General features: G+C 64.0%; 25 protein-coding genes, 3 tRNA genes and 2 pseudogenes. 19 read left to right on the forward strand and 11 right to left on the reverse strand.

The genetic code is table 11. The annotated features are described in order from the left end of the window. Positions 1 to 38: 38 nt before the first annotated feature. The gene (gene pepN, locus CJEDD_RS09660; protein ID WP_042406841.1) at positions 39 to 2444 is read left to right on the forward strand and encodes an aminopeptidase N; all 2406 of its coding nucleotides are present in this window, start codon (positions 39 to 41) and stop codon (positions 2442 to 2444) included. Here the strand turns inward: pepN and CJEDD_RS09665 are convergent. Further along, positions 2434 to 4344: a coiled-coil domain-containing protein gene (locus tag CJEDD_RS09665; protein ID WP_157034456.1), complete on the reverse strand. Its 1911-nt coding sequence runs from the start codon at positions 4342 to 4344 to the stop codon at positions 2434 to 2436. The genes pepN and CJEDD_RS09665 overlap by 11 nt on opposite strands. A 78-nt stretch (positions 4345 to 4422) precedes the next feature. Then, entirely contained in the window at positions 4423 to 5583 is a 1161-nt protein-coding gene (locus CJEDD_RS09670; RefSeq protein WP_415857853.1) for a cystathionine gamma-synthase, read from the reverse strand. 53 nt (positions 5584 to 5636) lie between these two features. On the opposite strand from CJEDD_RS09670, the gene CJEDD_RS09675 reads away from it, so the two are divergent. Then, positions 5637 to 6611 carry a mechanosensitive ion channel family protein gene (locus tag CJEDD_RS09675; RefSeq protein ID WP_273657499.1) on the forward strand — a complete coding sequence of 325 codons (975 nt, stop codon included), beginning with the start codon at positions 5637 to 5639 and terminating at the stop codon, positions 6609 to 6611. Further along, on the forward strand, positions 6601 to 7014 hold the full coding sequence (locus CJEDD_RS09680) for a globin (protein ID WP_042406813.1): 414 nt from the start codon (positions 6601 to 6603) through the stop codon (positions 7012 to 7014). Before CJEDD_RS09675 ends, CJEDD_RS09680 begins: the two co-directional genes overlap by 11 nt. On the opposite strand, the gene CJEDD_RS09685 is transcribed toward CJEDD_RS09680, so the two are convergent. The 5 genes from CJEDD_RS09685 to CJEDD_RS09705 all read right to left on the reverse strand — a co-directional run bounded on the left by CJEDD_RS09685 (position 7011) and on the right by CJEDD_RS09705 (position 12621). Then, complete coding sequence (locus tag CJEDD_RS09685; protein WP_042406811.1) at positions 7011 to 7634, reverse strand: DUF8185 domain-containing protein; 624 nt, start codon at positions 7632 to 7634, stop codon at positions 7011 to 7013. The two genes, CJEDD_RS09680 and CJEDD_RS09685, sit on opposite strands and share 4 nt — an antisense overlap. Then, positions 7635 to 8048 (reverse strand): acyl-CoA thioesterase, encoded by a 414-nt coding sequence (locus CJEDD_RS09690; RefSeq protein WP_273657500.1) that lies wholly within the window; start codon positions 8046 to 8048, stop codon positions 7635 to 7637. Positions 8049 to 8057: 9 nt separating this feature from the next. After that, the gene (gene ettA, locus CJEDD_RS09695) at positions 8058 to 9728 is read right to left on the reverse strand and encodes an energy-dependent translational throttle protein EttA (protein ID WP_042409854.1); all 1671 of its coding nucleotides are present in this window, start codon (positions 9726 to 9728) and stop codon (positions 8058 to 8060) included. A gap of 125 nt (positions 9729 to 9853) precedes the next feature. Beyond that, positions 9854 to 10486 (reverse strand): single-stranded DNA-binding protein, encoded by a 633-nt coding sequence (locus CJEDD_RS09700; RefSeq protein ID WP_052333873.1) that lies wholly within the window; start codon positions 10484 to 10486, stop codon positions 9854 to 9856. A 155-nt stretch (positions 10487 to 10641) separates the two neighbouring features. Continuing rightward, positions 10642 to 12621, reverse strand: a complete 1980-nt coding sequence (locus tag CJEDD_RS09705; RefSeq protein WP_198133027.1) for a bifunctional copper resistance protein CopD/cytochrome c oxidase assembly protein — start codon at positions 12619 to 12621, stop codon at positions 10642 to 10644. Between the two features lie 54 nt (positions 12622 to 12675). Between CJEDD_RS09705 and CJEDD_RS09710 the strand changes: the two genes are divergently transcribed. The 12 genes and pseudogenes from CJEDD_RS09710 to CJEDD_RS09765 form a co-directional block, all read left to right on the forward strand. Then, positions 12676 to 12749: transfer RNA gene (locus CJEDD_RS09710), tRNA-Arg, on the forward strand. 99 nt (positions 12750 to 12848) lie between these two features. Then, a complete protein-coding gene (locus CJEDD_RS09715) occupies positions 12849 to 12974 on the forward strand; it encodes a hypothetical protein (RefSeq protein ID WP_269745007.1) in 126 nt (41 codons plus the stop codon). After that, positions 12974 to 13216, forward strand: coding sequence for a hypothetical protein (locus CJEDD_RS09720; protein ID WP_042409861.1), 243 nt, complete (start codon positions 12974 to 12976; stop codon positions 13214 to 13216). Before CJEDD_RS09715 ends, CJEDD_RS09720 begins: the two co-directional genes overlap by 1 nt. 135 nt (positions 13217 to 13351) lie before the next feature. Continuing rightward, positions 13352 to 14263 carry a hypothetical protein gene (locus tag CJEDD_RS09725; protein WP_273657502.1) on the forward strand — a complete coding sequence of 304 codons (912 nt, stop codon included), beginning with the start codon at positions 13352 to 13354 and terminating at the stop codon, positions 14261 to 14263. A 23-nt stretch (positions 14264 to 14286) separates the two neighbouring features. Beyond that, a complete protein-coding gene (locus CJEDD_RS09730) occupies positions 14287 to 15255 on the forward strand; it encodes a DDE-type integrase/transposase/recombinase (RefSeq protein WP_074432590.1) in 969 nt (322 codons plus the stop codon). Between the two features lie 223 nt (positions 15256 to 15478). Further along, positions 15479 to 16870 (forward strand): MFS transporter, encoded by a 1392-nt coding sequence (locus CJEDD_RS09735; RefSeq protein WP_081764621.1) that lies wholly within the window; start codon positions 15479 to 15481, stop codon positions 16868 to 16870. Between the two features lie 258 nt (positions 16871 to 17128). Beyond that, on the forward strand, positions 17129 to 17581 hold the full coding sequence (locus CJEDD_RS09740) for a hypothetical protein (protein WP_157034547.1): 453 nt from the start codon (positions 17129 to 17131) through the stop codon (positions 17579 to 17581). Continuing rightward, on the forward strand, positions 17578 to 17898 hold the full coding sequence (locus tag CJEDD_RS09745; protein ID WP_042410229.1) for a transcriptional regulator: 321 nt from the start codon (positions 17578 to 17580) through the stop codon (positions 17896 to 17898). Before CJEDD_RS09740 ends, CJEDD_RS09745 begins: the two co-directional genes overlap by 4 nt. A 10-nt stretch (positions 17899 to 17908) precedes the next feature. Beyond that, complete coding sequence (gene cmrA / locus CJEDD_RS09750) at positions 17909 to 18715, forward strand: mycolate reductase (RefSeq protein WP_042410226.1); 807 nt, start codon at positions 17909 to 17911, stop codon at positions 18713 to 18715. Beyond that, on the forward strand, positions 18716 to 19345 hold the full coding sequence (gene orn / locus CJEDD_RS09755) for an oligoribonuclease (RefSeq protein ID WP_273657503.1): 630 nt from the start codon (positions 18716 to 18718) through the stop codon (positions 19343 to 19345). Between the two features lie 46 nt (positions 19346 to 19391). Then, positions 19392 to 19467 (forward strand) — tRNA-His (locus CJEDD_RS09760). Positions 19468 to 19675: 208 nt separating this feature from the next. Continuing rightward, positions 19676 to 19864: pseudogene (locus CJEDD_RS09765) on the forward strand (IS1249 family transposase); the annotation flags it as partial. 172 nt (positions 19865 to 20036) lie between these two features. On the opposite strand, the gene CJEDD_RS09770 reads toward CJEDD_RS09765, so the two are convergent. The 3 genes from CJEDD_RS09770 to CJEDD_RS09780 form a co-directional block, all read right to left on the reverse strand. Continuing rightward, positions 20037 to 20753, reverse strand: a complete 717-nt coding sequence (locus CJEDD_RS09770) for a hypothetical protein (protein ID WP_042404965.1) — start codon at positions 20751 to 20753, stop codon at positions 20037 to 20039. 433 nt (positions 20754 to 21186) lie between these two features. Then, a complete protein-coding gene (locus CJEDD_RS09775) occupies positions 21187 to 22536 on the reverse strand; it encodes an IS256 family transposase (RefSeq protein WP_042404964.1) in 1350 nt (449 codons plus the stop codon). A gap of 145 nt (positions 22537 to 22681) precedes the next feature. Then, on the reverse strand, positions 22682 to 22978 hold the full coding sequence (locus CJEDD_RS09780) for a hypothetical protein (RefSeq protein ID WP_042404963.1): 297 nt from the start codon (positions 22976 to 22978) through the stop codon (positions 22682 to 22684). Between the two features lie 144 nt (positions 22979 to 23122). Between CJEDD_RS09780 and CJEDD_RS09785 the strand changes: the two are divergent. Together CJEDD_RS09785 and CJEDD_RS09790 are read left to right on the forward strand one after the other, a co-directional pair. After that, positions 23123 to 23299 (forward strand): annotated as a pseudogene (locus CJEDD_RS09785) (IS256 family transposase); the annotation flags it as partial. Positions 23300 to 23431: 132 nt separating this feature from the next. After that, positions 23432 to 24514, forward strand: a complete 1083-nt coding sequence (locus CJEDD_RS09790; RefSeq protein WP_074432466.1) for an alkene reductase — start codon at positions 23432 to 23434, stop codon at positions 24512 to 24514. Positions 24515 to 24525: 11 nt separating this feature from the next. Here the strand turns inward: CJEDD_RS09790 and CJEDD_RS09795 are convergent, their stop codons facing one another. Further along, on the reverse strand, positions 24526 to 25725 hold the full coding sequence (locus CJEDD_RS09795) for a L,D-transpeptidase (RefSeq protein WP_232297653.1): 1200 nt from the start codon (positions 25723 to 25725) through the stop codon (positions 24526 to 24528). A gap of 215 nt (positions 25726 to 25940) precedes the next feature. Between CJEDD_RS09795 and CJEDD_RS09800 the strand changes: the two genes are divergently transcribed. Both CJEDD_RS09800 and CJEDD_RS09805 read left to right on the forward strand, forming a co-directional pair. Continuing rightward, positions 25941 to 26013, forward strand: a tRNA-Lys gene (locus CJEDD_RS09800). A 105-nt stretch (positions 26014 to 26118) separates the two neighbouring features. Beyond that, a complete protein-coding gene (locus CJEDD_RS09805) occupies positions 26119 to 26685 on the forward strand; it encodes an isochorismatase family protein (protein WP_042404973.1) in 567 nt (188 codons plus the stop codon). The last annotated feature ends 7 nt before the right edge of the window (positions 26686 to 26692 follow it).

The following is a 26692-nucleotide window of genomic DNA, read 5'->3' on the forward strand; positions in this document are numbered from 1 at the left end:
CCACGATAGCGAATTTGTGCCGTTGTAAGCTGCGACACATGAAGACCAATCTCACTCGCAACGACGCGCAGGCGCGCGCAGCCCTCATTTCGAACGTCCGCTACGACATCAAGGTGGACATCACCGACGCTGACGAGTTCACCACTGTGAGCACCGTCGAGTTCGACTCGAAGGCCGGCGAGACCCACTTCGACCTGGTCGCCGCCGGCTTCGAGGCCACCCTCGACGGCGAGGCGACCGGGCAGGAGCTTTCGCTTGGCGACGGCGCGCACGTGCTCACCGTCACCTCCCACGACGCGTACAACCGCACCGGCGAGGGCCTGCACAAGTTCACCGACCCCGTCGACGGCAAGGACTACCTGTACACCCAGTTCGAGCCCGCGATGGCGATGAAGGTGTTCGCCGGCTTCGACCAGCCCGACCTCAAGGCCACCTACACGGTGAGCGTGACGGCCCCGGAGCGCTACACCGTCATCCTCAACGAGGCGGTCACCGCGACCGACAACGGCGACGGCACCAAGACGTGGACCACCACCATCGACACCCCGCTCTCGACGTACCTCATCTGCATCTGCGCCGGCGAGTTCGAGCGCGTCTCCGACACCTACCGCTGCACCGGCGACGACGGCGCCGAGCGCACGATTGAGCTCGGTCTCTACGCCCGCGCGAGCCTCATCCCCCACCTGGATGCGGAGCGCATCTTCCGCCAGACCAAGGAGGGCTTCGACTTCTACCACGCCAACTTCGGCCGCACCTACCCGTTCGGCGACAAGTACGACCAGATCTTCTGCCCCGAGTACAACATGGGCGCGATGGAGCACGTCGGCTGCGTGACGTACCGCGACGAGTACATCTTCACCTCCGAGCCCACCCCGTACCGCCTCGAGCGTCGCAACGACACGATCCTGCACGAGATGGCGCACATGTGGTTCGGCGACCTGGTGACCATGCAGTGGTGGGACGACCTGTGGCTCAACGAGTCCTTCGCCACCTGGTCCGCCGCCACCGCGCAGACCGCGATCGGCGAGTACGCGGATGCGTGGACGACGTTCGCGTCCGTCGAGAAGGCGTGGGCGTACCAGCAGGACCAGCTGCCCACGACGCACCCGATCGCCGCGGACGCCCCCGACATCGAGACCGCGGAGCAGAACTTCGACGGCATCACGTACGCGAAGGGCGCTTCCGTGCTCAAGCAGCTGCAGGCGTACGTGGGCTACGAGGAGTTTTTCGCGGGCGTGCGCACCCACTTCGACAACCACGCCTACTCCAACGCGACCTTTGCCGACCTCCTCGGCGCGCTCGAGCAGGCCTCGGGCCGCGACCTCGCGGACTGGGCCGAGCAGTGGCTGCGCACCACCGGCGTCTCCACCTTGCGCCCGGAGATCGGCGAGACCTTCGCAGTGCTCCAGGAGGATCCGCGCCCCCACCGCGTGCGCGTGGGGCTCTACTCGCTTATCGACGGCACCGTCCGGCGCATCAAGCAAATCGAAACCGACGTCGACGGCGAGCGCACCGAAATCCCCGAGCTCGCCGGCGTCGAGCACGACCTCGCCCTGGTCAACGACGACGACCTCACGTACTGCAAGATGCGCCTCACCCCGGAGCACCAGCGCTTCGCCGTCGAGCACCTCGGCGAGATTGAGGATTCGCTCGCGCGCACGCTCGTGTGGTCCTCGCTGTGGGAGTCCGTGCGCGACGGCGAGCTGCCGGCCCGCGAGTTTGTGAAGCTCGTGGCTGCCCACGCCGCCGCCGAGACCCACCCGAGCGTGCAGGAGCGCCTGCTCGCCCAGGCCACCCAGGCGGTGCGCCAGTACGTCGACCCCGCCTGGGAGGGCGAGGGCATGGACCTGCTCAACACCGCCTTCCGCGGCGCCGAGCCGGCCGCCATCTTCGACCGTGCGCTGGCCCGCCTCACCCCCACCGAGGAGACGGTCGCGTACTTCCAAGACCTGCTGGGCCACTCCGACAATCAGGAGGTGCGCTGGCTGGCCCTGACCAACCTCATCGCCGCAGGCGCGCTGCCACTCGACGCCGCGGACGAGGAGCAGGACAACACGTCGGAGGGCGCGATTTCGAGGTTGCGGGCGAGAGCTGTCGTCGATAAGCGGTGGGCTTGGAAGAAGCTCGTCGAAGACGACCTGACCAACCTCGAGGCCCGCTACCTCATGGACGGCCTGACGTTCACCTACGACGGGCTGGAGGGGCTCACCGACGAGTACTTCCGCGAAGCGCCCGGCCTGTGGGAGCGGCTGACCAACGAGATGGCGCAGCGCACCCTCGAGGGCATGTACCCGCGCTGGGACGTCACTGCCGAGGCGATCGAGTCCGCGAACTCGCTGCTCAACGCCGATGTGCCCGCGGGGTTGAAGCGCGTGGTGTCCGAGGGCCAGGACCGCGCGGCGCGGGCGCTGCGCAACCGCACCGTCGACGGGGCTACGAGTTAACTCCGGGGAGGAACGCCGTCAGACGTTCTTGCTCAAGCATCGCGGACCACGTGTCCCATACGTCGTCGTATCCCTTGACATTCGGTTTGTAGCGTGCCTGCATTGGCCGCAGGTCAGCTACAGGCCATTGGCCTGGGTCTACGCTCGCCGCCACTATTCGTCCGCGAAGATCGTCGACCACAGGGGCTAGTTCTTCATCGGAAAGGATTGGGTATCCGAGTGCGTCTGCGGGGAGCCACTCGGCCAGCTTCTCATTACCACGCTGTTGAGCAGCACCATAGGACTGGCGGAGGCGCGAAGTGTGTGTTTCGAGCTCGTCGTAACGCAACTTCAACTCCCGGTGCTTGAGCGCTAGCTTGTACGGCTTATACTTTCCGCCGCTATCTCGAAATCTGGTGAAACCATCTTTGCTGGCGCTGCGAGAGACCGTTTGGATGGGTCTCTTACTCTCTCGAAATGCGATGAGCGAAAGAGTTCCGATAAACCCTAGAACGACACCGAAAATGATCGAAAGCCTGCCCGCCCATACCCAATCGCTGTCGGGGGCGTAAACATTCTTCAGCACTATCGGTGCGCCCAGAATGAGAACCACTGCGGTAAAGGCGTAGAGCAGCTTTTCAGTGATACTGGTTTCCAAGTAGTACGTTAGCTCGCCACCGTGATCAAGAACATCTTCTTGATCGGGAGTGAACGTCTCGGTGAGGATCCGTTCTTCGTCACTGGACAACTCGAAGTTATCGAATTGGTTGGTGATGTTCGCCCGGACTGCCTTGAGCTCTCGTTCGGCTGACTCGAGATCCTCACGGAGGGAAGGCAGATTCGGTGACACTTCGAGCAGGATCCGTGCTTCTTCCTGCTGAACTGCCCTGTCCCAGAGGCCACGCGCCAATTCCCTCTCACCTGTCAAAGTTTCTAGTTCAGAAAGATGACCGTTCCGAGACATGGCGCTTTGGTCCAACCGGGCCACCGAGCTTTTGACGCGCTCCCCCACCGTGGCCTTGACCGTTTGGAGGTGTCTCATCGCCGCTTCCTCGGCACGCAAGAGCTGCTGTTCTTCGGAAGTCAGCGTGAGTTGGATGGAATCGAGTAGGGCTCTAAGTTCCAGCTCGTCTTCCTCGGCTCGCTTTTCAACCTCCGCGTCGCGTTCAGGCTCGCTTGCTAGCTCTCCCGCCTGGTCTTGGTAGTAGTCCAAATCCGATCGAACGTCGTCTAGCTCCGACTTAGCTTGGTCACGCGCTGTGCACGCAGCGGCATAATCATTTCTCGCGTCAGCGAGAGTCTTCTCGAATCGTTCTCGCTGTTCAAGAAAGGCCCGATCTTCACGCGGCCGCTTTTCCAAGTCGCGTTTGAGTTGCACTTCCTCAATCAAATGTTTGAGTCGCTGGACGTCTGCAGACTTGCCCGGGCCATCATCCGCGCTCTTTTCTACTCGCTTGAGCTGCGCCTCAAGCTCCTCAATTTTGTTATCCAGAATCGATATGTATTCGTTGTAGGCCTCCAACTCAGCCTCGTAGTTGGAGGTTTCAATCGGTGCCGAGCTCTCGAGATCTGTGCATCGTCGCCTGGTGTACGTAACCTCATCTTCGGCCCTGTTGACCCTGAGGAGTGCGTCTTCTACCTGACGCTCTGTATCAGCGAGTTGGCGCATATTCTCCTGGACACGTTCAGAGTGCGTACGCCTTCGCTGCTGACATCTCGTCTGTTCGCCAACTTTCCAGCGTATTTGTTGCTCCAAATCGTCTTTTTTCTGCTGGTCTCGCTCCAGACGCTGGCGTGCGATGTCTGCATCTTCTCGCCGCCTCTGACATTCGCTTTCGGCCTCCGCTATTTCCTTGGCGAAGAACTCCTCCCAGTACTTCTCAATATCTTGTACCAGGGTTTCGTGGCTTAGCGCTCGCATGAGTGTCGATCTTTCCGCATTCAACGAGGGAACGCTCGTGGGTTCACAAGGCTGAATAATCAGACTGCTAGGGCCTAGCTAGATCCGGGCCAGCGCCTGTTCGAGGTCGGCGATGAGGTCGGCCTCGTCCTCGATGCCCACCGAGATGCGTACGAGCTCGCCCGGCACCTCGAGCGCGGAGCCGGCGACGGAGACGTGGGTCATGGTGGCGGGGTGCTCGATGAGGCTCTCCACGCCGCCGAGGGACTCCGCGAGGCAGAACAGCTTCGTGGACGTACAGAACGCCTTCGCCTGCTCCGTGGTCTGGAAGAGCACCGAGACCATGCCGCCGAAGCGTCGCATCTGGCGTTTGGCAACCTCGTGGCCGGGGTGGGACTCCAGGCCCGGGTAGCACACGCGCGCGACCTGCGGCTGGGCCTCGAGGAACTCGGAGACGGCCTCGGCGTTGTCGCAGTGCTTGTCCATGCGCACGGCGAGGGTCTTCAGGCCGCGGCCGGTGAGGTAGGTGTCAAAGGGCGAGGGGTTCGCGCCGACCCAGCCGAAGAAGAAACGCAGCTGCTCCTGGAAGCCGGGGACGCGGGCGTCGTCGCCACAGACGATGCCGCCGACGACGTCGGAGTGCCCGCCGATGTACTTCGTGGTGGAGTGGACCACGACGTCCGCGCCGAGCTCGAACGGCTTCTGCAGGTAGGGCGAGGCAAACGTGTTGTCCACCACGAGCGTGGCGTGCCGCTTCACGGCCGCGATCGCCGCGATGTCGACGATGCCGAGCAGCGGGTTCGTCGGCGTTTCCACCCAGATCACCTTCGTGTTGTCCTGCACCGCGGCGGCGACCTCGTCGGGGGTGGTCATGTCCACCACCGTGTTGGCGATGCCCCACTGCGTGAACACCTGCTGGATGAGGCGATAGGTGCCGCCGTAGGCGTCGTTGGAGACGACGACGTGGTCGCCCGGCTTGAGCAGGACGCGCAGGATGACGTCGATAGCCGCCATGCCCGAGGAGTACGCCACCGCGTACTCGGCGCCCTCGAGCGCAGCGACGGCCTTCTCCAGCGCCGTCACGGTGGGGTTACCCACGCGGGTGTACTCGTACCCGCCGCGCAGCTCGGCGAGCCCGTCCTGGGCGAACGTGGTCGACGCGTAGATGGGGGTGTTGATCGGCCCGTACAGGCCGTCCGGCTCGTAGCCAGCGTGGATGGCATCGGTGGAGAATCCGTTAGCGCTCATGCCCACAGACACTAGACCAAGCGGTTCATTTTCGCGTTATTTTTATGCACTAGACTCGTGCCCCGATGGAAACGTACACCGCCCAAGACGCGACAGAAAAAGTCAGCACTGACGTCGACGACGCCGTCAACGGCGTGACCACCTGGTGGAACGACCCCGCCACCCACGAGATGCTGGTCACGCGCCCGCTGAAGATCCTGCTCATCCTCGTCATCGCCATCGTGCTCAGCCGCCTGGCCAAGCGCATCATCACCCGCGCCACCAAGCGCGGCATCGAGAGCCAGAAGGCGATCCTGGAGCGCTCCGGCCCGGTCGACTCCCCCCAGATCCGCACCCGAGAGGCGCGGCGCCAGCAGCGCATGAAGACGCTGTCGAACGTCGGCCGCTCCGTCGCCGCGATCATCATCTGGACGTGGGCCGCGCTCGCGATCCTGGACCAGCTCGGCGTCAACGTCGCCCCGCTCATCGCCTCGGCCGGCGTCGTCGGCGTGGCCATCGGCTTCGGCGCGCAATCGCTGGTGAAGGACTTCTTCTCCGGCATGTTCATCCTGCTCGAGAACCAGTACGGCGTCGGAGACACCATCGAGGTCAACGGCGTCACCGGCGAGGTGGAGGACATGACGCTGCGCATCACCACGCTGCGCGACATCGACGGCGCGCTGTGGTACATCCGCAACGGCGACATCGACCAGGTGGGCAACCACTCCGTGCGCTTCTCCACGGCCCGGCTGCAGATCCCCGTCTCGCTCATGGCGGACCCGGACAAGGTCTCGCGCGTCATCGAGGAGTCCGCCCGGGCCGCGATCAAGGACCCGGAGATCCGCGACAAGGTCATGGCTCCGCCGCAGATGCTCGGCCCGAGCGAGTTCGCCCCCAACTACGTCTCCTTCCGCCTCACGGTGAAGACGTTCCCCGGCGAGCAGTGGGCCGTGGCCCGCCACCTCAACCAGCGCATCCTCGCGGACCTGCACAAGCAGCACGTCGTGCTCACGCCGATGGATTCGGTGCTCGTCGAACACAAGGAGAACCATGGACATTAGCCCGAAGCAGGAGCAGACGCTTTACGACGCCGTCGGCGGCGACCCCTTCTTCCACCGCCTTGTCCACGGCTTTTACTCGCAGGTGAAAGAGGACGACCTCATCGGCCCGATGTACCCGGAGCAGGACTTCGAGGGCGCCGAGAACCGCCTGCGCTGGTTTTTGGTCCAGTACTGGGGCGGGCCGCGCGAGTACCAGGAGAAGCGCGGCAACCCGATGCTGCGCCGGCGCCACTTCCCCTTCCCCATCGGCGAGCCCGAGGCGGAGCGGTGGCTGACGCTCATGAGCAACTCGATGGCGCAGTTCACTGACGACGAGCTGCCGCCGCCCTACCGCGCCGAGATGTGGAACCACATGCAGCGCGTGGCGTACATGATGATCAACCAGGGCCCGAGGGCCTACTAGAACAGGAGGTTCGGCCGGGTGTTGCGGTAGACGGAGCCGAACGGCGCGTCCAGGCGCGTCCAGCCCCCGCACGTGGAAATGCGCAGGTGGCGCGGGATCTCCGCGGGCGCCTCGAAGCCCGGGACGAGCCCGAGCGCGGTGCAGGCGAAAATCATGCGCATCGGGACGTCCACCGGGTCCGCGCCCTCCGCGTCCGCGGTGAGCACGACCGAGTCGAGCAGCGAGCGCGGCGGGCCGGCCGGACCGGCAAACTGGCGGGCGAGGGTGCGGCCCTCGTCGGCGAGGCGCCGCGCCACGCCGACAGGCACCTCCTCGCGCAGCACGAACCCGTCCGCCGGCGGAAGCGCGCCGGGCCACGCGGCGGGGCGGGCCGGGCCGACCTCAACGCTTCCGGACTGCAGCGCGACGAGCAGGTCCTTCGCGGCCATCGCGGAGCGGTCGGGGGCGATGGTGCCGGAGGCTCGTCGAGAGGCAATGGCGTCGAAGGGGGTGGTGACGAAGACGTCGACGCCGCCCGGCACCTGCTGCGCGCGGGCGGCGGCCTGCGGGTCGAGCGCGACGGCGCGCCCCACGAGCGTGGTCAGCCCGCGGGCGCCGGACTCGATGCGGAAGGTGACCACCTACGCGTCGGCGGCCTGCGAGAGGATGCCGATCTCCTTCTGCGTGATCTCGCGTGGCGACGTCGTCGCCGTGTCCACCGCGACCTGCACGCAGTCGACGACGCAGCAGACCTTGCCCTGGGCGTCCTTGATCTCCTGGCGGGTGGTAAACGAGGTGTTGCCCACCTTGGCCACCTGCGTCTCCACCGTCACCTGCGTCGTGTTCGGCAGGATCGGGCGGACGTAGTCCACCTCGAGGCGGCGCACGAACACGACGAACTCGTGGCCCTGCGAGAAGAAGAACTCCTGCGCGAAGGCGAGGCGGGCCTCCTGCGCGAGCTCGATGTAGGCGGAGTTGGTGACGTGGCCGTAGCGGTCGAAGTCGCCCCAGCGCACCGGGATCGTGTGGACGTGGACGTTGCTGGTATCAGCCATGGTGGGTTCCTATCGGGTGAGCTTGCGGTGGGTGACGCGAGACGGCTTCGCGGCCTCCTCACCGAGGCGCTCCACCTTGTTCTTCTCGTAGTCCCCGAAGTTACCCTCGAACCAGAACCACTTGCCCTCCTCGATGTTGCCCTCCCAGGCGAGAATGTGCGTGCAGGTGCGGTCGAGGAACCAGCGGTCGTGCGAGATGACGACGGCGCAGCCCGGGAAGTTCTGCAGCGCGTTTTCCAGCGAACCGAGCGTTTCCACGTCGAGGTCGTTCGTCGGCTCGTCGAGCAGGATGAGGTTGCCGCCCTGCTTGAGCGTGAGCGCGAGGTTGAGACGGTTGCGCTCGCCGCCGGAGAGCACCTTCGACGGCTTCTGCTGGTCCGGCCCCTTGAAGCCGAACGCGGAGAGGTACGCGCGAGACGGCATTTCGTTCTGGCCGACGTGGATGTAGTCGAGCCCGTCGGAGACGACCTCCCACACCGTCTTCTCCGGGTCGATGTTCTCGCGGTTTTGGTCCACGTAGGAGATCTTCACGGTCTCGCCGACCTCGACGGACCCGTCGTCCGGCTCCTCGAAGCCCACGATGGTCTTGAACAGCGTGGACTTGCCCACGCCGTTCGGGCCGATGACGCCGACGATGCCGTTGCGCGGCAGGGTGAACGAGAGGTCGTCGATAAGCACGCGCCCGTCGAAGCCCTTGTCCAGGTCCTTCACCTCGACGACCTTGTTGCCCAGGCGCGGCGGGGTCGGGATCTGAATCTCCTCGAAGTCGAGCTTCTTGTACTGCTCGGCCTCGGCCGCCATCTCCTCGTAGCGCTCGAGGCGGGCCTTGTTCTTCGCCTGGCGCGCCTTCGGCGAGGAGCGGACCCAGTCGAGCTCCTGCTTGAGCCGCTTCTGCAGCTTCTGGTCCTTCTTGCCGGCGACCTCGAGGCGCTCCGCCTTCTTCTCCAGGTAGGTGGAGTAGTTGCCCTCGTACGGGTAAAGCTTGCCGCGGTCCACCTCGCAGATCCACTCCGCGACGTTGTCGAGGAAGTAGCGGTCGTGGGTCACGGCGAGCACGGCGCCCGGGTAGGTCTGCAGGTGCTTCTCCAGCCAGAGCACGCTCTCGGCGTCGAGGTGGTTCGTCGGCTCGTCGAGCAGCAGGAGGTCCGGCTCGGAGAGCAGCAGCTTCGCGAGCGCCACGCGGCGGCGCTCGCCACCGGACAGGTTCGTCACCGGCGAATCGGACGGCGGGCAGCGCAGCGCCTCCATGGCCTGCTCGATCTTCGAGTCGATCTCCCACGCGTCGGCGGCGTCGAGCTCCTCCTGGAGCTTGCCCATCTCCTCCATGAGCTCGTCGGAGTAATTGGTGGCCATCTCCTCGGCGATCTGCTCGAAGCGGGCCTTCTTGTCAAAGAGGTCTCCCAGGCCCTCCTCGACGTTGCCGCGCACCGTCTTCTCCTCGTTGAGCGGCGGCTCCTGCAGCAGGATGCCCACGGTCGCGCCCGGCTGAAGGAACGCCTCGCCGTTGTTCGGCTGGTCGATGCCGGCCATGATCTTCAGCAGCGACGACTTGCCGGCGCCGTTCGGGCCCACGACGCCGATCTTCGCGCCCGGGTAGAACGCCATGGTCACGTTGTCCAGGATGACCTTGTCGCCGATGGCCCGGCGGACGTTTTTCATCGTGTAGATGAACTCAGCCACTACATTTCCCCTTTTTGGTGTGTGTGGACGTCAATGCAGCACTCAGCGTACATCACGGGCCGCGCGCCCCACCGCGGTTGGAGCGGTGGGGCGCTCGGGTAGCGGCAGGGGGTGCGAGCGGCAGGTTAGAACGGCGCCGGGCCATCCCCCGCGGCAGCGCCGACAAGCGCGTCAGCGCTCGAAGCTTCCCCGCCCGGCGCGCCCGAAGCGTCTCCGCCCGGCGCACCGGCGAACGACGGCGAAATGACGTCCTCGGCGCTCAGGTGGCGCTCCTCCATGCCCTGCGTCCCCTCGCCGTTGAGCTTGCGGTCGAGCGCGTCGGCGTCCATCGGCTGCGCGGGCGTGTGCCCCTCGAGCGTGTTGCCGGCGTTGGAGGTGCGCACGGAGTTGACCTGGAAGCGCGCGAGGTCGAACGCAACGGCGTGGGCCTTCACCTTGAGCCGCGAGCGCGTCACGGTCTCCTCGCTGCCGTCCGACTGCGTCTCCCAGGTATCGGTGACCAGCTTGCCCACCACTACGACCGGGAAGCCCTTGCACAGCGAGGCGGCCGCGTTGATGGCGAGCTGCCCCCAGCACTCCACGTCGAGGTAGAGGTTGTTGTAGTCCTGCCAGACGGGCTTGCCCTCGACGGTGTCGTCGGTCTTGCGGCTGTCGGAGCAGGCGATGCGCAGGCGCGCCACCGCGTTGTCCTTGCCGATGCGCTTGAAGTACGGTTCCGCGACGAGGTTGCCGCAGTAGGTGTTGACGGTGTTACTCATGGACGTTGTCCCCTTTTCTTGCGTGGATTGGTGGTGCGAGGGTTTCGTCGATACGCAACTGCCCCCTGCGCAACCAGAATCGCACGCAACAAGCGAATTGAAAAGGGTTCGCCCGAATTGTGGATAACTTTTCCTGAGAATTCCCCAATCCCCAGCTAGTGACCCTCGAACCGCGCGAGCATCTCGTTGTAGCGGCGCCACTCCTCGTCGTCGGATTCCTCCGCGCGGCGGTCCGACTCCGCAGTCTCGGCGCGGTCCTCCTTGAGCCACTGGCGGAACAGCTCGCCGAAGACGATGACAAGCGGGAACGACCCGGCCGCCCACGCGATGCCGCCGCCGTCCTTCTGCACGCGCAACAGGTCCGGGTGCCACGGCAGCTCGAGCGAGCGGTAGAACTCCTCGCCCATCACCGCGCCGAGCTGCATGAGGTAGACACCCATGAACAGGTGGAACGGCATGGAGATCCAGAGCCACGCCAAGCGCACCTTCGCGCTCGCGCGGCCGACGATCTCGTCCGGGCCGATGAGCTCCCAGAAATAGAAGTAGCCGGACAGCAGGAACACGGCGTTCATGATGACGTGGCCGGCGTGCTCGGAAATCATGAGGTCATAGAGCGGCTCGACGACGTAAAGCACATAGAACAGCACGAGGAACTGGATGGTGGATACCGCCGGGTGGGAGATCCACCGCACGAAGCTCGAGCGCTGGAAGCTCTCCGCCCACAGCCGCGGGTTGAACTCGCCGGCCGGGTACGCGGCGCGCACGAGGGTGAGCGGCGCGCCGAGCACGAGCAGCACCGGCACCCCCATCGAGAGAATCATGTGCACCGTCATGTGCGCGGAGTAGGAGGCGGGCATGTGCATTCCCAGCCCGGAACACAGCGTGACGACGACCAAGGCGCACCCCGCCAGCCACCACGCCGTGCGGCTGGCCTGCCAGCCGTCGACGCGGCGCGCGAGGTGGACGTAGTAGACGGCGAGCAGCACGGCGATGACGCTGAACAGCAGCTCCGGGCGCCACTGCGTGAGCCAGTTGCCCCAGGTGAGCGGCCCGTCGAGGTTGTAGCCCATCTGCACCTGCATGCGGGTGAGGTTCGGGTCGAGCGGGGGCGGTGGCGGGGTGCGCCCGAGCGTGACGGCCAGCCCGGCGACGGCGGCCATGATGGTCACCTCGACGGCCGCGAGGCGTCGAAACGCCTGCGGCTCCGCCTCGAGCCGCGGGATCGTGCGCTCGCGGTGGACGAAGCCGATGAACCCGAGCACGACGATGCCCACCGTCTTCAGGATGAGCACGTTGCCGTAGCTGTACTGCGTGAGGTCGGCGAGCCGCACGCGGATGAGCGCGTTGACCACGCCCGAGACGGCCATGACGGCGATCGCGAACAGCGCGATGCGCGAGTAGCGCCGCGTCGCTTCCGGCAGGTGCGGGCCGCGCCGCATCGCGTGCGCCGTGAGCGCCATGAGCCCGCCAACCCACAGCAGCATGGCCACGAGGTGCCAGATGAGCGAGTTGGTGCCGAAGTCGTGCGCGCCGCCGGACGCGGAGTGGCCCGTGAGCGCGAGCGGCATGACCACGCAGATCGAGCCGAGGAAGGCCGCCACCTGCGACCACCAGCTCGACGCCGCGTACGCGAACCCGGCCACCGCCGCCGCGAGCACCGCCACGATGAGCCACACGCGGGCGTCCGCCACCTGGTCCAGGGCCTGGGACCAGGCCGCCGCCTCGAAGAAGACGGTGCGCAGCGGCTGGCCGGAGACGTCCGAGAGCACGAGCGGGATCATCGCGAGCCCGATGAGCGCGACGCCGGCGCTCGCGTGGGCGCCGGTGCGGGCCGCGAGGTGGCCGTCGACAGTCAGCCGCGCACCGTTGAGGTCCTCGCCCGTCATGCGCGGCGGGACGAGGAACGCGGCGAGCAGGAACGACCCGGTAGCCAGGCTCATGAGGATCCACGCGGCGCCGCGCAGCGCCGGCAGCCCGAACGTCGTCGCCGGGCCGGGGTCCGGGATGCCGAGCGCCGCGAGCGACCCGCCCGAGAACGACTGCGCCACCGCGCCCGCGATGACGGCGGCGACCACCGCCGCGGCGAGGTAGAGCGGCCACGCGGGCGCGACGGTGCGGGTGCGAGTCTCGGTCATGGTCATCACCCTACTTTCGCCTTGGCCTCGGCCATAACTACAATTGCGCGCATTGCCTCCATAGCTCAGTGGATTAGAGCATCCGGTTTCTACCCGGCTGGTCGCGGGTTCGAATCCTGCTGGGGGCGCTTTCTTTCGCCTGCGTATCGACGTTTCCCTCCGGCACCCCGCCGTTCAGCGCTACCATCGGCGTGGCACGATTGCCTATCGCACAAGGAGGCCACGACATGGCTGACGAGAAGAACTCTCCAGTCAATGAGGACAGCATCAACAACCTCTCCGATCCGGACGCCGACGCCTCCATCCAGGAGACCGGCGACGATGACGACTTTGAAAAGGACGGTCGCAACTAATGGCTGACAAGGACCCTCACCTCGACGGCAGCGAGGCATCGGAGCTGGACAAGCTTCTCGACGCCAGCACGACCCGCATCGGCAACGCCCCCACCAACTTCAGCTCGGTGGACGATTTCGAGAACGCGGAGAACGAGACCCGCGAAACTGGCTCCGGCCACCTGGCGGAGCACCCGAACACCGAGGAGCGCACCGAGCAGGTCGAGCGCGGCGTCTCTGACGACGCCGTCGCCGGCGAGTAGCGTCGCTCCCCGCCGCCACCGGCCTTCCCGTTTCCGGGAGGGCCGGTTTTATCGTGCCCTTCCCCTTGTAAAAATTCACATGCGCCCCTCTCTGTCAGGCTGGTTGTGAACAACGATCCGTAGGAGGTTTTGTTCATGACTTTGCTCGATGTTCCAGTGTTGATCCCGGAGCCGGACGCGCTGTCCGAGGCAGCTTCGGTCGGTGGTCAACAGGTTCGAAGCGGTCGCCTGCCCAGGCGGAGGCTTTGTGCTGATGATGTGTTGTCCCTTGCTGTGACGGTGCTGTCTCCTGGCGAGGTCCTCGACGAGGATGACCTGGTCATGCCGCAGGCTGGCGCGGTTGTGTTTAGAGCGTGTGAGCCGTATTCGCGGGGGTTGGATTTTACTGCCACTCAGAAGCGGCAGATGGTCACGATCTATCGCCAGTTGCCCTACGGGGCGAAAGGTATCTGGCTTGATCGCCATGGGCTGTATGGAGTCAAGATCTTTCGGTGGGGCCAACAGCTTGGGCTTTTGACCTGCGCGCAGCAAAAAGCAGCGTCGGTCGGCGACGAGGAACTACCAGCGGTGCTTGACGCTGCGGCGGTGACGTCGCTGGCGCAGCGCTACCTTGCACTTCCTTACGGTGAAAAGGAGGCGTTTTTAGCCAAGCATGATCTGTGCCACCGGACAGTGCTGCGGTGGGCCACCATGGTTGCAGACGGATCGATCGCGCATTACACGCATACACGAAAGGCAGGAACAGTGGGAAAACACACCTCCGATGACCTTACGCAGTCACGGCGCCAGGTTGAGGCGATGATTCGAGAAAACGACCGGTTGAAAAAAGAACTCGCCAAAGCCAACCGCAAACTCACCCGGCAAGAACAAGAACTGGATAAATGGGTCAAAACCAGTGATGTGTTGGGAAAAGCTTTAGCGTCCATGCCCGATCTTCCTGGCGTGGACTACGACGCGGAGGAAAACGCCTATCCGAAGACGAAACGCGACGCTATGAAGCTGGTCGACAAGAAGAACAACGACTCATCGACGCACTTGTCGGATTAGGCCACTCCACAACCCGGGCGTGTGTGTTGCTGAGAGTCAGCCGCAGCCGGATCTACTACGAATCCAACCCACGGCCGAAAACCGCCAACCCGATTGCCCACCACGAACGCAACATCCCCCGGCTCACACAAGAACACATCGACCAGATCCTCGCCCAGCTGGACGCCAATCCGCAGTCCAGCGTGGACGATGTGTTCTACAACGCCTACAACCACGGCGCTTACATCGCCAGTTTGAGCAGTTTCTACCGCATCGCCCGCAAGCACAACAGACTGTTGAAACACCGCAACTGCACAAGCACCAAACGCAGGTCGAAACGCGGCAACAACCAGCCACCACATGTCGTCGCTACTGCACCAGCACAAGTGCTGTGCTGGGACATCACATTCCTGCCCGGCCCGTTCGTCAACGAAACCTACGCCTGCCACACCATTATCGACCTGTACTCACGCGCCGTGATTGGCACGCTGGTCACCCACCGCGAAGACGCGCGCGGTGTATCCAAACTCTTCGACGACATCTTGACGCGCTACCCCACAGTGCAAACCGTGCACTCCGACAACGGGGCAGCTATGCGAAGCAACGCCTTAAAGCGTGTGTTCGCCAAACACGACGTCACCGCATCGTTTAGTCGGCCGGCCATCAGCAACGACAACCCCCAAATGGAATCGCTGTTTCACACCATGAAGGGATTTGCGTACTACCCGAAAGTCTTCGCCGACATCGACGCCGCCACCCAATGGGTAGCCCGGTTTACCAGGCACTACAACAACCGGCCCCACAGCGGCATCAACGGCTACACCCCGCAAAGCGTGCTCGACGGCACCTGGAGACAATACGAAACCAACCGCATCAACGCAGCACGCGCCGCACTCGAAGCCGGACTCATCACCGCTATGCCAAAAACACCGACCGGACTACCCAAGGAGGTCACCATCATCCGCACAACCACCAAAACCCGCCCACAGCCACCCACACTTACCGTCGCCTAAACCAGAAACTGTTCACAACCACTTGACACAAAGCGCGCCGCCAGCGATATCCTCCTGACCGACATGTTTAGTTCTGGACACCCGTCCAGACTGCGGATTTTTACAAACGCCGTCCGCCAGCCCGGCAAGCCCAACCCCACTTCGGAACGCGCTTCCCACACTGTGATACAGTCATTCCATCCGTTAGGACATTGTCTTGCATAGTGGAATGAAAGGCCGGGACATGACAGCGAGCGTCGAACACCCAGCACCGCCAGCCGACACCAACAACGCGCACCCGATCGAGCTCCGCGAGACCACGCCCGAGGAGCGGCGCCGCGTCAAGCTGGCCTCCACGATCGGCACGACGATCGAGTTCTACGACTTCTACGCGTACGCCACCGCCGCGGTCGCCGTCTTCCCGTTCCTCTTCTTCCCCAAAGCAGAGTCGAGCACGGTGGCGCTGCTGTCGTCGTTCGCCACGTTCGGCCTGGCGTTCATCGCCCGCCCGCTCGGCTCGATCCTCTTCGGCCACTTCGGCGACAAGGTCGGCCGCAAGGCCACCCTCGTCGGCGCGCTGCTGACGATGGGCCTGGCCACCTTCACCATCGGCCTGCTGCCCACCTACGCGCAGGCCGGCATCTGGGCCCCCGCGCTGCTCGCGATCCTGCGCTTCTGCCAGGGCCTCGGCCTCGGCGGCGAGTGGTCCGGCGCGGCGCTGCTGTCCACCGAGACCGCCGCGAAGGGCCGCCGCGCCTGGGCCGGAATGTGGCCGCAGCTCGGCGCGCCGTTCGGGTTCTTCCTGGCCAACGGCCTGTTCCTCATCCTGGTCACCGTGCTGGGGCACACCTCCGGCGACTTCGAGGGCGCGTTCATGCGCTGGGGCTGGCGCATCCCGTTCCTACTCTCCATCGTCATGGTGATGATCGGCCTGTGGGTTCGCCTGCAGGTTGAGGAGACGCCGGTGTTCCAGCAGGTTGAGGCCAACGACAAGAAGGCCGCCTCCCCGCTCGCGGAGGTGCTCAAGACGGCGTGGAAGCCGCTGATCCAGGGCACCTTCATCATGGTCGGCTGCTACACGCTGTTCTACATCGTGACCACGTGGTTCCTCTCCTACGGCATCGGCTCCGCCGAGGAGGGCGTCGGCCTGGGTATCGCGTACCCGACCTTCCTCAAGCTGCAGCTCGTCTGTATCTTCGGCTTCATGCTGGGCATCCCGGTGTCCGCGCACCTCGCCGACACGTACGGACGCCGCCCGGTGCTGGGCCTGACGTCCGCGGCGATCATCGTCTACGGACTGTGCTTCAAGTGGCTGCTCAACCCGGACACGTTCACCATGCTCTCGCTGGGCATCTTCCTGTTCATCGGCATGATCCTCATGGGCTTCATCTTCGGCCCGATGTCCGCGATCCTGCCGGAGCTGTTCCCCTCCAACGTGCGCTACACCGGCTCCGGCATCGCCTACAACGTCTCCTCCATTTTGGGCGCGGCCATCGCCCCGTTCATCGCCACCGCGCTCAACGCCCAGTACGGCCCGAAGGCCGTGGGCTACTACTTGGTGGTCGTCACCGCGATCTCGCTGATCGCCATCATTTCCGCGCCGGAGACAAAGCACCAGGAGATGCACGAAATTTAGCGCGTCGGCCAAAACCTGAACTCGGGCGGCTTTGGCCGCCCTTTTTCATGCCACCACCCCACCAACCGCCCGCTGAGTTCGGGTTAGCCACTTCAACCTGAACTCAGGGAGCTTTTGCCTATCGACGACCAAAGGTTCCCCACGCCACCCCCAACCACTGCCGCTGCGAGTTCGGGTTTTTGCTGAGGCCGCCAAACGCGCATACATCCCCTCCGAAAACCCTTGCTTTCCGGTCTAGCAAGTGACATGCTTGCGAACATGGAAAGCAACGCACCGCAGCCCAACACACCGCATACCCAGATCTCCCAAGAAGAAGCCCGCGCCGCCCTCGAGCAGATCGACGGCATCGAGCACGACACCCAGCGCAAACACATCCCGACGTTGGTCTACGCCATCCTCGGCACGAGTTTCGGCATCACGATCGCCGGCACGATCATCGGCTGGAAGTACTGGTGGGTGCTGTTCCTGCTCATCGTCGTCGCCTGCATCGCGCTGGCGATCTGGGACAGCAACCGCAACGTGCGCCCGAGCATGAAGCAGCCGATCCAGGAGGACCCGCAGACGAACTGGGCCGCCGCTCTCGCCCCACTCATCGTCATGCCGCTGACCTGGCTCGTCCCTGAGGGCAGCGTGGTCGGCGGAATCATCGCCGGCGTGGTCACCGCTGTCGTGTTCACGGCCGTGATGGTCTACTCGGAGAAGAACCGATGAACGCCCCTGCCATCGACCCTGTCATTCACCCCCTGGCTAGGCTCAAGATCTGTGCTGCGTTGTATCACGCTGGCGCCGTCGAGAAGCTTTCGTCCCGGCACGAGATGCGATTCAGCGCACTGAAAGCCCAAGCTGACCTGTCGGATTCTGCGCTGTCGAAGCAGCTGGCCACGCTGGAGGAGCACGGATACGTCACGCGCTTCCGCGAGTACGGCTCAAGCAGGGCGAAAGACACCGTGTGGGTCACGCTTACCGCGGCCGGCGCGCGGGCCTTTGAGAACCATACGGCCGCACTCCGCGAGATCGCCGGCGGGTAGATTCGTCCCCATGAGTTTTCCCGCACCCGCACCCGACTCGTTCGCGCTGATCACCGGCGCGAGCCAAGGCATCGGCGAGGCGATCGCGCGCCAGCTCGCGGCCGAAGGCCACAACCTCATCCTCGCTGCGAGGCGCCAGGACGTGCTGCAGCAGCTTGGCGACGAGCTCTCGCTCACCCACGGCGTCGACATCGAAATCTTCGCCGGCGATTTGTCCAAGCAGCGCGACGTGGACGCCCTGATCCGGCACATTGGCAACCGCACCATCTCCATCTGCGTGAACTCGGCAGGCATTGCCAGCTTCGGCCCGTTCATGGCCCAGGACTGGGAGTATGAGACGAACCAGTTCAACCTGAACGCCACCGCGGTGTTCCGCATCACCAAGGCCGTGCTGGACCAGATGGTGCCGCGCGGCGAGGGCGCGCTGTGCAACGTCGGCTCCGCGGCCGGCAACCTGCCCATCCCGAACAACGCCACCTACGTGTTCACCAAGGCCGGCGTGAACATGTTCACCGAGGCGCTGCACTACGAGCTCAAGGACTCCGGCGTGCACGTCACCCTCCTCGCCCCCGGCCCGGTGCGCGAAGCGTACATCCCGGAGGAAGAGCAGACCATTGTGGACAAGGTCGTGCCGGATTTTTTGTGGACCACCTACGAGTCCTGCGCCGCCGACACCATCCGCGCCATGAAAGCGAATCGCCGCCGCATTGTGCCCGGCCCACTGTCCAAGGCCATGGACGTGGTGTCCAACTACGCCCCGCGCGGGTGGCTTCCGCCGATCATGGGCAAGTTCTACGCACAGATGGGAGAGGAATAGATGGAGACCGCCGCGAAGGACAACCGCATCGTCTGGGTCGATCTGGAGATGACGGGGCTGGACCCCGCCCGCCACGTCATCGTCGAGGTCGCGGCCCTGGTCACCGACGCGGAGCTGAACATCATCGACGAGGGCGTGGACCTGGTCGTGCACGCCACCGACGCGCAGCTCGCCGAGATGGACGACTTCGTCACCGAGATGCACTCCGGCAACGGGCTCCTCGACGACATCAAGGCCTCCACGGTCTCCCTCGCGGAGGCGGAGGATGCGGTGCTCGAGCTCGTGGCAAAGCACTGCGACCCGGCGCACCCCGCGCCGCTGGCGGGCAACTCGATCGCGACCGACCGCACGTTCATCCGCGCGCAGATGCCGCGGCTGGACGCGGCGCTGCACTACCGCATGATCGACGTCTCCACGATCAAGGAGCTCACCCGCCGCTGGTTCCCGAAGGCCTACTACAACCAGCCGGAAAAGGGCATGGCGCACCGGGCGCTCGCAGACATCGTCGAGTCCATCCGCGAGCTCGACTACTACCGTCGCGCGGTGTTCGTGGCGGCACCCGGTCCTGATGCCGACGCCGCCACGGTGGCGGCCGCGGGCGCAACCGACGCGTACCAGCCGTTTTTGTGAAAACACGGTGAGGGACTACAGTAAATCTCGCTGCAAAACAGCGATGGTGGCTGTAGTTCAGCTGGTAGAGCACTAGGTTGTGATCCTAGGTGTCGCGGGTTCGAGTCCCGTCAGCCACCCCAAAGATACCCCGTGACCTGCATAAACAGGTTACGGGGCAAATTGCTTTAATCGCCGGGTACGTTAAAGAGTACGTTAAAGATTCTAGAAATCAGGCGCGGGTTAAGTAGCAGAAAGTGTGTCTGATTTTCGGGGTTATCACTGATCAGGCAGCATAAATCGGGCGTATATAAGGTGCGGAACCTTATATACGCCCGATTCGCGTTCAATCCAGACGATCCACTCAAAATCGCCAGTCAGTGCAATTTCGGACAAGACCAACTCGCCAAAGTTAACGATCTTGCCGAAGAAGACCACAACAAAGCCGACCAAGAAACAGGACGACCAGCCTTCTACGACAACGCTATCCCAACCGAATACAACCACTCGATAGGAATTAGGAAACGCCCCATGAAATAGCAAGCAAAGTGTCCGCCCGGCGACACACCGAACGGACACACATTTTGCTACTTAACCCCTCATCGCCACCCTGGCCATCGCAGGCATCGCGGGTCTGATCTCCTTGATTGCCCTGCTGGCACCGTTCGCTGTGGACCGTGCCCTCGGCCCGATCGCTAAGTTCTAGCCAGAACTACATGCCCAACATCGGCAGTTTGATGCCGAAGTGGGGCAGCGCAAAGAACAGGCCTGCGATGACCAGCAGCGCCGCAACCACCCCACCGACAATGGCTGGCACGTTTACGTCAGCCTCGGCGGTGGGGTATTTCACATTCGCCCGCATGCCCTTGGTGCAGGTTTCGGCGGCGGTGGCGTCGGCGTCGTCGATAAGCATGCGCTTCGCAGCAACCTTGCCGGACGGGGTTTCCGCCCACGCCTTGTACACGTCGCCATCCTTCGCGGTCAGCGGCGTCTCCATGCGCTTCGTGTCCGGGTCAACGCGCCACGAATCCGTGTCAATCGCCTCCAGCGTGCGATGCACCGTCGGCTCCGACTCCTTCATCGTCTTCTGCGCATCCGCATACTTTGCGACGAGCCCCTCCGGCAACAACTTGCCAAACTCCGCCTTCTCACCCTTGAGCGCCTTCTCGTTCTCCGCGACAACGCCCGGGTAGACCTGCTCAATCGCCGCGATGAGGTCGCGAGCCTGCTCGTAGTCACCGATCGCCTTGGACTCGTCGAACCACGACTCGATGAAACGCTTCTCGGCCGGCGCAAGCTTCACGGCGCACACGCCGTCCTTGCCCTTTGCTGCGACGGTAGCGGCGTTCGCCGGGGTCGCGGCGACAGCGCCGAGTGCGAGCGTTGCTGCGGTTGCGTACGCGGCGATACGGGTGGTGGTGCTGGTCATGATTTTTCCTCCTCGGAGTGTGTGTACGGACTGAACCACCTCAGTGTCCAGGAAGGCGTGTTGCGACAGCGTTAACGCGGGATGGCGGAGGGTGGCTGCCTGTTAGGATCCTGGGCGAAAACACCGTGTCAGAAGCAATGTGATGAACCAGGGGTGATGGAAATTTCACAAATGCAGTTAACCGCTTTGCAAGGCAATGGAGTTTCTCCATTAGAACCATCTCCGGTCGATTACGTTTTTATGCTGCTCACGTTGGCGGCTGTGGTGCTATTAGTTGCCAGTATCATTGTATTTTTCAGGCAACCTAACAGACGATGGTCGGATGTCTGGATCGTGCTCTTTCTGGTGTTCATACCCGTGGTAGGACCGTTGGCGTATCTACTGCATGTGCGGTCCCGGAGGGTGTCCGATTCTTTGTGTGCGGGGGCTTGGTTTACAAGTAGTCCGCGAATCGGTCGGGGTAAGCCACGGCTAGTTGATTGATGGCTTGTTTCCACCCGGTGGCTTTCGCTCCTTCAATATAGCCGTTGCACTCAACGTCGCGCTTGGCTTTCTTCGCCCGCTGCGCAGCGCGCTTGTCCTCGATGTTGCAGATCATCAACCACAGCGTCTTCAGCGCCGCGGTATCGTTCGGGAATTGTCCCCGGTTACGGGTGGCTTTCCGCAGTTCAGCATTCAGCGACTCGATCGAATTGGTGGTGTAGAGCACCCGGCGGGCTGCCGGTGGGAACTGCAGAAACGGCACGAACCGCTCCCAAGCGTCGCGCCAGACTTTGACCGACTGGGGGCATTTTAGGCCCAGCTCACTGGCCTCGAAAGCATCCAGGCTGGCGCGTGCCGTCTCCTCATTGGGAGCGGTGTAGACCTCACGCAGCGCGCGGGAGACGCCTTTGCGGTCCTGATACGACACCCACCGGTTCGCAGCCCGAATCAGGTGCACAATACAGGTCTGCACCATAGAGTTCGGCCAGGTTGCCTCCACGGCTTCTGGCAGGCCTTTGAGCCCGTCGCAGCAGACAATGAACACGTCCTGGACACCGCGGTTGGCCAGATCTGCGCAGACTGATGCCCAAAATGCGGCACCTTCATTGTCAGCGATCCACAATCCCAAGATGTGCTTGATGCCGTCGATGTCCACACCGACAGCCATATAGCAGGCCTTATTGACCACGCGGTGGCCGTCACGGATTTTCACGCGTAGCGCGTCGAGGAAGATCACTGGGTAAAACTCGTCGAGCTGGCGGTTTTGCCAGATCATGACCTCGTCTAAGACCGCATCAGTAATGGTGCTGATCGTATCTGGGCTCATATCCACCCCCAGAGTGGTGGCAAGGTGGTGCTGAATATCTCGCACCGTCATCCCGCCGGCGTACAGCGAGATGATCATGTCGTCGAGCTCTGTGAGCCGACGGGAGCCTTTGGGCACCATCTGCGGGCGAAACGTTCCCGCACGATCCCTCGGCATGGTCACTTCGATTGGGCCGTAGCCGGAATCGACGGTCTTGGTGTACGACCCGTTGCGGTGATTGCTGCCCCGCCCGGTTTCCACCTGGGCTTTCGCTTTGCGGTCGGAGTGGCTATAGCCCAAATGGGCATCCATCTCCGCCTGCAGGCCGGCGTTGATCGACGCCTGTAAAAGCCCCTTGACCAGCTCGCTGGCGTCGTCGGTGGAGGTGGACAGCTCCCCGATGAGCCTTGCGAGCTCGGGGTTATCCATCAGCTTCTCGCTAATCGCATTGACCCTCGCCGGGTCATGGCTTTTCTTCGGTGACACCGTAGTCATTATCGGTGAAACTCCTTCAGATCAGAGCCTCACACACAAACTTCCTGACACCCTCCGGTCCCGCGGAAAGCGCGACAAAAGGGCCACATCTAACCCTCCGACACGCCGATAGCAGACACACTTTTTGCTACTTAACCCTCAGGCGCTAGTCATCGCCACCATCTCGATCGCCTTCCCGGCAAGGCTGTTGCTGTTGCTGCTGTTGTTGTCTCCGCCGTGCCGTGGCGCGACGCAGCGCATCGAGTCGCCGCTGGTTCTCGCCGACAGTACGCAGCAGCCGATCGCGTTGACCGCCTACCGGTTTAACCAGTCGGGTGCGAGGCTTCGCGTATGCGGCGTGGTCGAGGGCGAGCGCATCATCGTCAGCGAGCAAATGCTCGAAGTACTCAGCGTCAGTACCGTCAAACTCCGAACGCTGGAATTGCCGAAATTCATCGTCCATAACGCGCTGTTCGAGGAAATCAAAAGGTTGCGTCCCTTAGTGTGGTGTAACGCTTGCTGGTGGTGGGCCCTTGAAAATAGTGGGGCGGCCATCGTCAGTAACCTTTCGACTCAACTACCACATCTCACCGAAAGGCACATGACGATGACCGCTGCACCGCATTCTATCGACCCGACAACCTATCTGGATGAACTGCTGGCCCAAGCCTCGCCGGATCTGATGCGCCAGATGCTGCAAGGGTTTATCAACCAGATCCTCTCCGCCCAGGCCGACACCGTCTGCGGCGCCGAATACGGCGTCTCTTCTGAACAGCGGGTCTCCCGGCCATTTCCCATGCGGATGCTTCACTCCCCAACCACCTGGGCGTTTAATCCCCTGAGCCGATGGCCGTGGCCCCCTCCGAGGTACGCACGGGCACGGAATAGCCGTTGCCATGTACGCGTTGAGGAGCGCATGACCTCACTTTTTGATTCCCTCGACGTGGGTCGAATGACCCTGCCAAACCGCATCATCATGGCTCCGCTGACGCGCTCGCGCGCGGGGCGCGACGGCGTGCCTACTTCGCTGCACGAGACCTACTACACGCAGCGCGCCTCCTTTGGGCTCATCGTCACCGAAGGCGTCTTCCCCACGGTCAGCCGTCGGACTTTTCCGGGCCAGCCCGGCATCGACACCGCTGAGCAGATCGCAGGGTGGCGCCGCGTCGCCGACGCCGTCCACGAGGCCGACGGGCACATCTTCATGCAGGTGATGAACGGCGGACGACTCTCCCACGCCAGCCTGCAGGAGGGCACGGAGCCGGTCGCGCCGTCCGCAATAGCCTCCGGCACTGCGGTTCGAGACTTCGAGTCCCGCAAGGACTGCCCAATCCCCCGCGCGTTGGACACCGCTGAGCTGCCGGGCATCGTCGACGAGTTCCGCCACGCCGCACGAAACGCCATCGACGCCGGCATGGACGGCGTGGAGATCCACGGCGCCAACGGCTACCTGCTGCACCAGTTCCTCTCGCCGAATTCCAACTTGCGCGAGGACGCCTACGGCGGATCCCCGGAGAACCGGTTCCGGCTCGTCGAGGAGATCCTGCGCGCGGTGTCGAATGAAATCGGGGCTGACCGGGTGGCTATCCGCTTGTCGCCGCAGAACAACATTCAGGGCATCGAAGAGCTGGATGAGGCCGACGTGCTGGCCACCTACGGCGGGCTTCTGCGCGCCACCGCTGACCTCGGCCTCGCCTACGTCTCAATCATGCACGCGGATCCCGCAGGTGAGCTGGTGGCCGAACTGATCGCGCGTGCCCGCGAGAACGGCCGCACCTGCGTCTTCCTCAACTCCGGGTTCGGTCAGCTGACCGACCATGACGCGGCCGAGCGGCTCTTACAGCAGGCGGATGCTGCCGTGGTGGGCCGGTTGGCCATTTCCAACCCGGACTTAGTGCGCCGCTGGAAGGAGGAGCTGCCGGTGGCCGCACCGGACGAATCAACCTTCTACACCGGCGGGGAGAAGGGCTACACCGACTACCCCTTTTACACGCGGTAGCCGAACGCCCCCTACTCGTACAGCGGCGCTTCGGAGCCGCCGGAGCGCTGCTCCCAGTCGAGGTTCCAGTACCCGAGCCCGTCGTACGGGGTGAGCGTGCCGCCGGCGGTGTTCTTTACTACTACTGGGTCCCCGCGCTTGACGTAGCTCTGGTACCACTTCGCGTTGTCGTAGGAGGCGTTGATGCAGCCGTGCGACTGGTTGTAGCTGCCGAGCGCGCCGATCGCCCACGGCGCGGAGTGGACGTAGATGCCCGAGTACGACAGCTGCGTCGCGTAGTCCACGCCCGTGACGTAGCCGCCCGCGTCAAGCGCGAGGCCGTACGTGCGCGAGTCCATGGTGAGCTTCTCGTTCTCGTCGCCGACGACGTACGTGCCATTGGGCGTGTCGTTCTTGTTGTCGGTGCCCAGCGAGACCGGGAACTCTTTCACCAGCGCGCCGTTGTTGTAGACGCGCAGCATCTTGTCGTAATTGTCCACGACGGTCTCCACCTTGTCGCCGATGGTGAACCCGATGTGGGTGTCGTCGCCGCCGTAGACGCCGTCGCCAAGCTTGTGCCCGTACATGCCCACGTCGACCTTGACCTCGGTGCCCGGCTCCCAGTACTCCTTCGGGCGCCACCGCAGCTCGTAGGGGTCGAGCCAGAAGAAGGCGCCGTCGGTGTCGTTCGACGTCTGCACCTTGATCAGCTTCTCCACCGCCTTGGTGTCCTTGACGGGGGCGTCGAACCGGATGGTCACTGCCTGCGCCACGCCCACCGTCGAGCCGTCGAGCGGACCGACGTAGGCGTTGAGCGTGGTGCTCGGCGTCGCGGTGGTGAAGGTGCTCACGACCTTCTGCCCCTCGGTGTCGCGCGCCTCTACCGTGTACTTGCGGCCGTAGCCCAGCGCCTCGGTGGTGGCCCACCCAGACTTGTCCTCGTTGAACTCGGCGAGCACTTCCTTGCCGTCCTCGTTCTTCATGCTCACCGCGGACAGCCCGGCAGCCGAGCTCACCTTCACCGGCTCCCCCGGCTCGACGCCCGTTGCGCCGTTGGCGACGGACACCTTCGGCGGGCGCGGGGAGGCCTTCTCCGTGGTCTTTTCCACACCCGCCGCGTCGGTGGTGTGCGCGACGGGCTCGAGGCGGTGCTCCTCCCCGATCGTGCACGACGCTAACGCCGCCGCGAGCGCGATCGCGGCGGTGCCACGCACCATTCGAAGGTGACCCACTGGCTCCCCCTCACATGACGAACAAATAAATCTCCACTACTCTAACCGCTCCGCCCGAGAATTCCACTATCCGCCGGGCCCGTGTGTTGGGCTCTCGCGTATCGACGAAACCAACGGTCTGACCTGCCGATTTCATGCCTGCGGGCGACGGTGCTACAGTTTCTCTTCGTTGCCGAGAGCGCGTGACGCCGAGGCAGCAGAGCAAAATAGAATACGCGCCATTAGCTCAATTGGTAGAGCAACTGACTCTTAATCAGTGGGTTCGGGGTTCGATTCCCTGATGGCGCACAGTAATTGAAAGGCCAGCGGGGATTTCCTGCTGGCCTTTTTCTTTTCCCACGTTCCGAGGATCGGCGGCCCGGGCATCGCGCACCTGAGAGTATGCTGAAACGTATGAAGACCGCTCTCCTGCTCGTTGACGTCCAGAACGACTTCTGCCCCGGCGGCAACCTCGCCACGGCGCGCGGCGACGAGGTCGCGTCGAAAATTGCCGAGCTCATCTCCACCCCGGACAGCCGCACCCGCGACTACGTTGCGACGGTGGCCACGCAGGACTGGCACATCGACCCGGGCGCGCACTTCTCGGAGAAGCCGGACTTCGTCGACTCCTGGCCCGTGCACTGCGTCGCGGACACGTACGGCGCGGAGATCCGCGGCCCGGTGAGGCGGGACCTCATCGACCAGTTCTTCAAGAAGGGCGAATACTCCGCCGCGTACTCCGGCTTCGAGGGGAAGAATGCCGACGGCGCGCTGTTGGGCGACTGGCTGCGCGAGCAGGGCGTGACGCACCTCGACGTCTGCGGCATCGCCACCGACTACTGCGTGCGCGCCACGGTGCTCGACGCGCTCAAGGAGGGCTTCGAGGTGCGCGTGCTGCGCGGCATGTGCTCGCCTGTCGACGACAAAGGTGGCGCCGACGCCCTTCAAGCAATGATGGACGCCGGCGCCGAGATCGTGTAGCGCTGCC

The organism is Corynebacterium jeddahense, assembly GCF_028609865.1.
GTDB lineage: Bacteria > Actinomycetota > Actinomycetes > Mycobacteriales > Mycobacteriaceae > Corynebacterium > Corynebacterium jeddahense.

Bases quoted from the DNA above. Each gene is read 5' to 3' on its own strand.
- pepN (WP_042406841.1), top strand. From the start codon at position 39: ATGAAGACCAATCTCACTCGCAACGACGCGCAGGCGCGCGCAGCCCTC.
- CJEDD_RS09665 (WP_157034456.1), bottom strand. From the start codon at position 4,344: ATGCGAGCGCTAAGCCACGAAACCCTGGTACAAGATATTGAGAAGTAC.
- CJEDD_RS09675 (WP_273657499.1), top strand. From the start codon at position 5,637: ATGGAAACGTACACCGCCCAAGACGCGACAGAAAAAGTCAGCACTGAC.
- CJEDD_RS09680 (WP_042406813.1), top strand. From the start codon at position 6,601: ATGGACATTAGCCCGAAGCAGGAGCAGACGCTTTACGACGCCGTCGGC.
- CJEDD_RS09690 (WP_273657500.1), bottom strand. From the start codon at position 8,048: ATGGCTGATACCAGCAACGTCCACGTCCACACGATCCCGGTGCGCTGG.
- CJEDD_RS09700 (WP_052333873.1), bottom strand. From the start codon at position 10,486: ATGAGTAACACCGTCAACACCTACTGCGGCAACCTCGTCGCGGAACCG.
- CJEDD_RS09705 (WP_198133027.1), bottom strand. From the start codon at position 12,621: ATGACCGAGACTCGCACCCGCACCGTCGCGCCCGCGTGGCCGCTCTAC.
- CJEDD_RS09715 (WP_269745007.1), top strand. From the start codon at position 12,849: ATGGCTGACGAGAAGAACTCTCCAGTCAATGAGGACAGCATCAACAAC.
- CJEDD_RS09720 (WP_042409861.1), top strand. From the start codon at position 12,974: ATGGCTGACAAGGACCCTCACCTCGACGGCAGCGAGGCATCGGAGCTG.
- CJEDD_RS09725 (WP_273657502.1), top strand. From the start codon at position 13,352: ATGACTTTGCTCGATGTTCCAGTGTTGATCCCGGAGCCGGACGCGCTG.
- CJEDD_RS09735 (WP_081764621.1), top strand. From the start codon at position 15,479: ATGACAGCGAGCGTCGAACACCCAGCACCGCCAGCCGACACCAACAAC.
- CJEDD_RS09740 (WP_157034547.1), top strand. From the start codon at position 17,129: ATGGAAAGCAACGCACCGCAGCCCAACACACCGCATACCCAGATCTCC.
- CJEDD_RS09745 (WP_042410229.1), top strand. From the start codon at position 17,578: ATGAACGCCCCTGCCATCGACCCTGTCATTCACCCCCTGGCTAGGCTC.
- cmrA (WP_042410226.1), top strand. From the start codon at position 17,909: ATGAGTTTTCCCGCACCCGCACCCGACTCGTTCGCGCTGATCACCGGC.
- orn (WP_273657503.1), top strand. From the start codon at position 18,716: ATGGAGACCGCCGCGAAGGACAACCGCATCGTCTGGGTCGATCTGGAG.
- CJEDD_RS09770 (WP_042404965.1), bottom strand. From the start codon at position 20,753: ATGACCAGCACCACCACCCGTATCGCCGCGTACGCAACCGCAGCAACG.
- CJEDD_RS09775 (WP_042404964.1), bottom strand. From the start codon at position 22,536: ATGACTACGGTGTCACCGAAGAAAAGCCATGACCCGGCGAGGGTCAAT.
- CJEDD_RS09780 (WP_042404963.1), bottom strand. From the start codon at position 22,978: ATGGACGATGAATTTCGGCAATTCCAGCGTTCGGAGTTTGACGGTACT.
- CJEDD_RS09790 (WP_074432466.1), top strand. From the start codon at position 23,432: ATGACCTCACTTTTTGATTCCCTCGACGTGGGTCGAATGACCCTGCCA.
- CJEDD_RS09805 (WP_042404973.1), top strand. From the start codon at position 26,119: ATGAAGACCGCTCTCCTGCTCGTTGACGTCCAGAACGACTTCTGCCCC.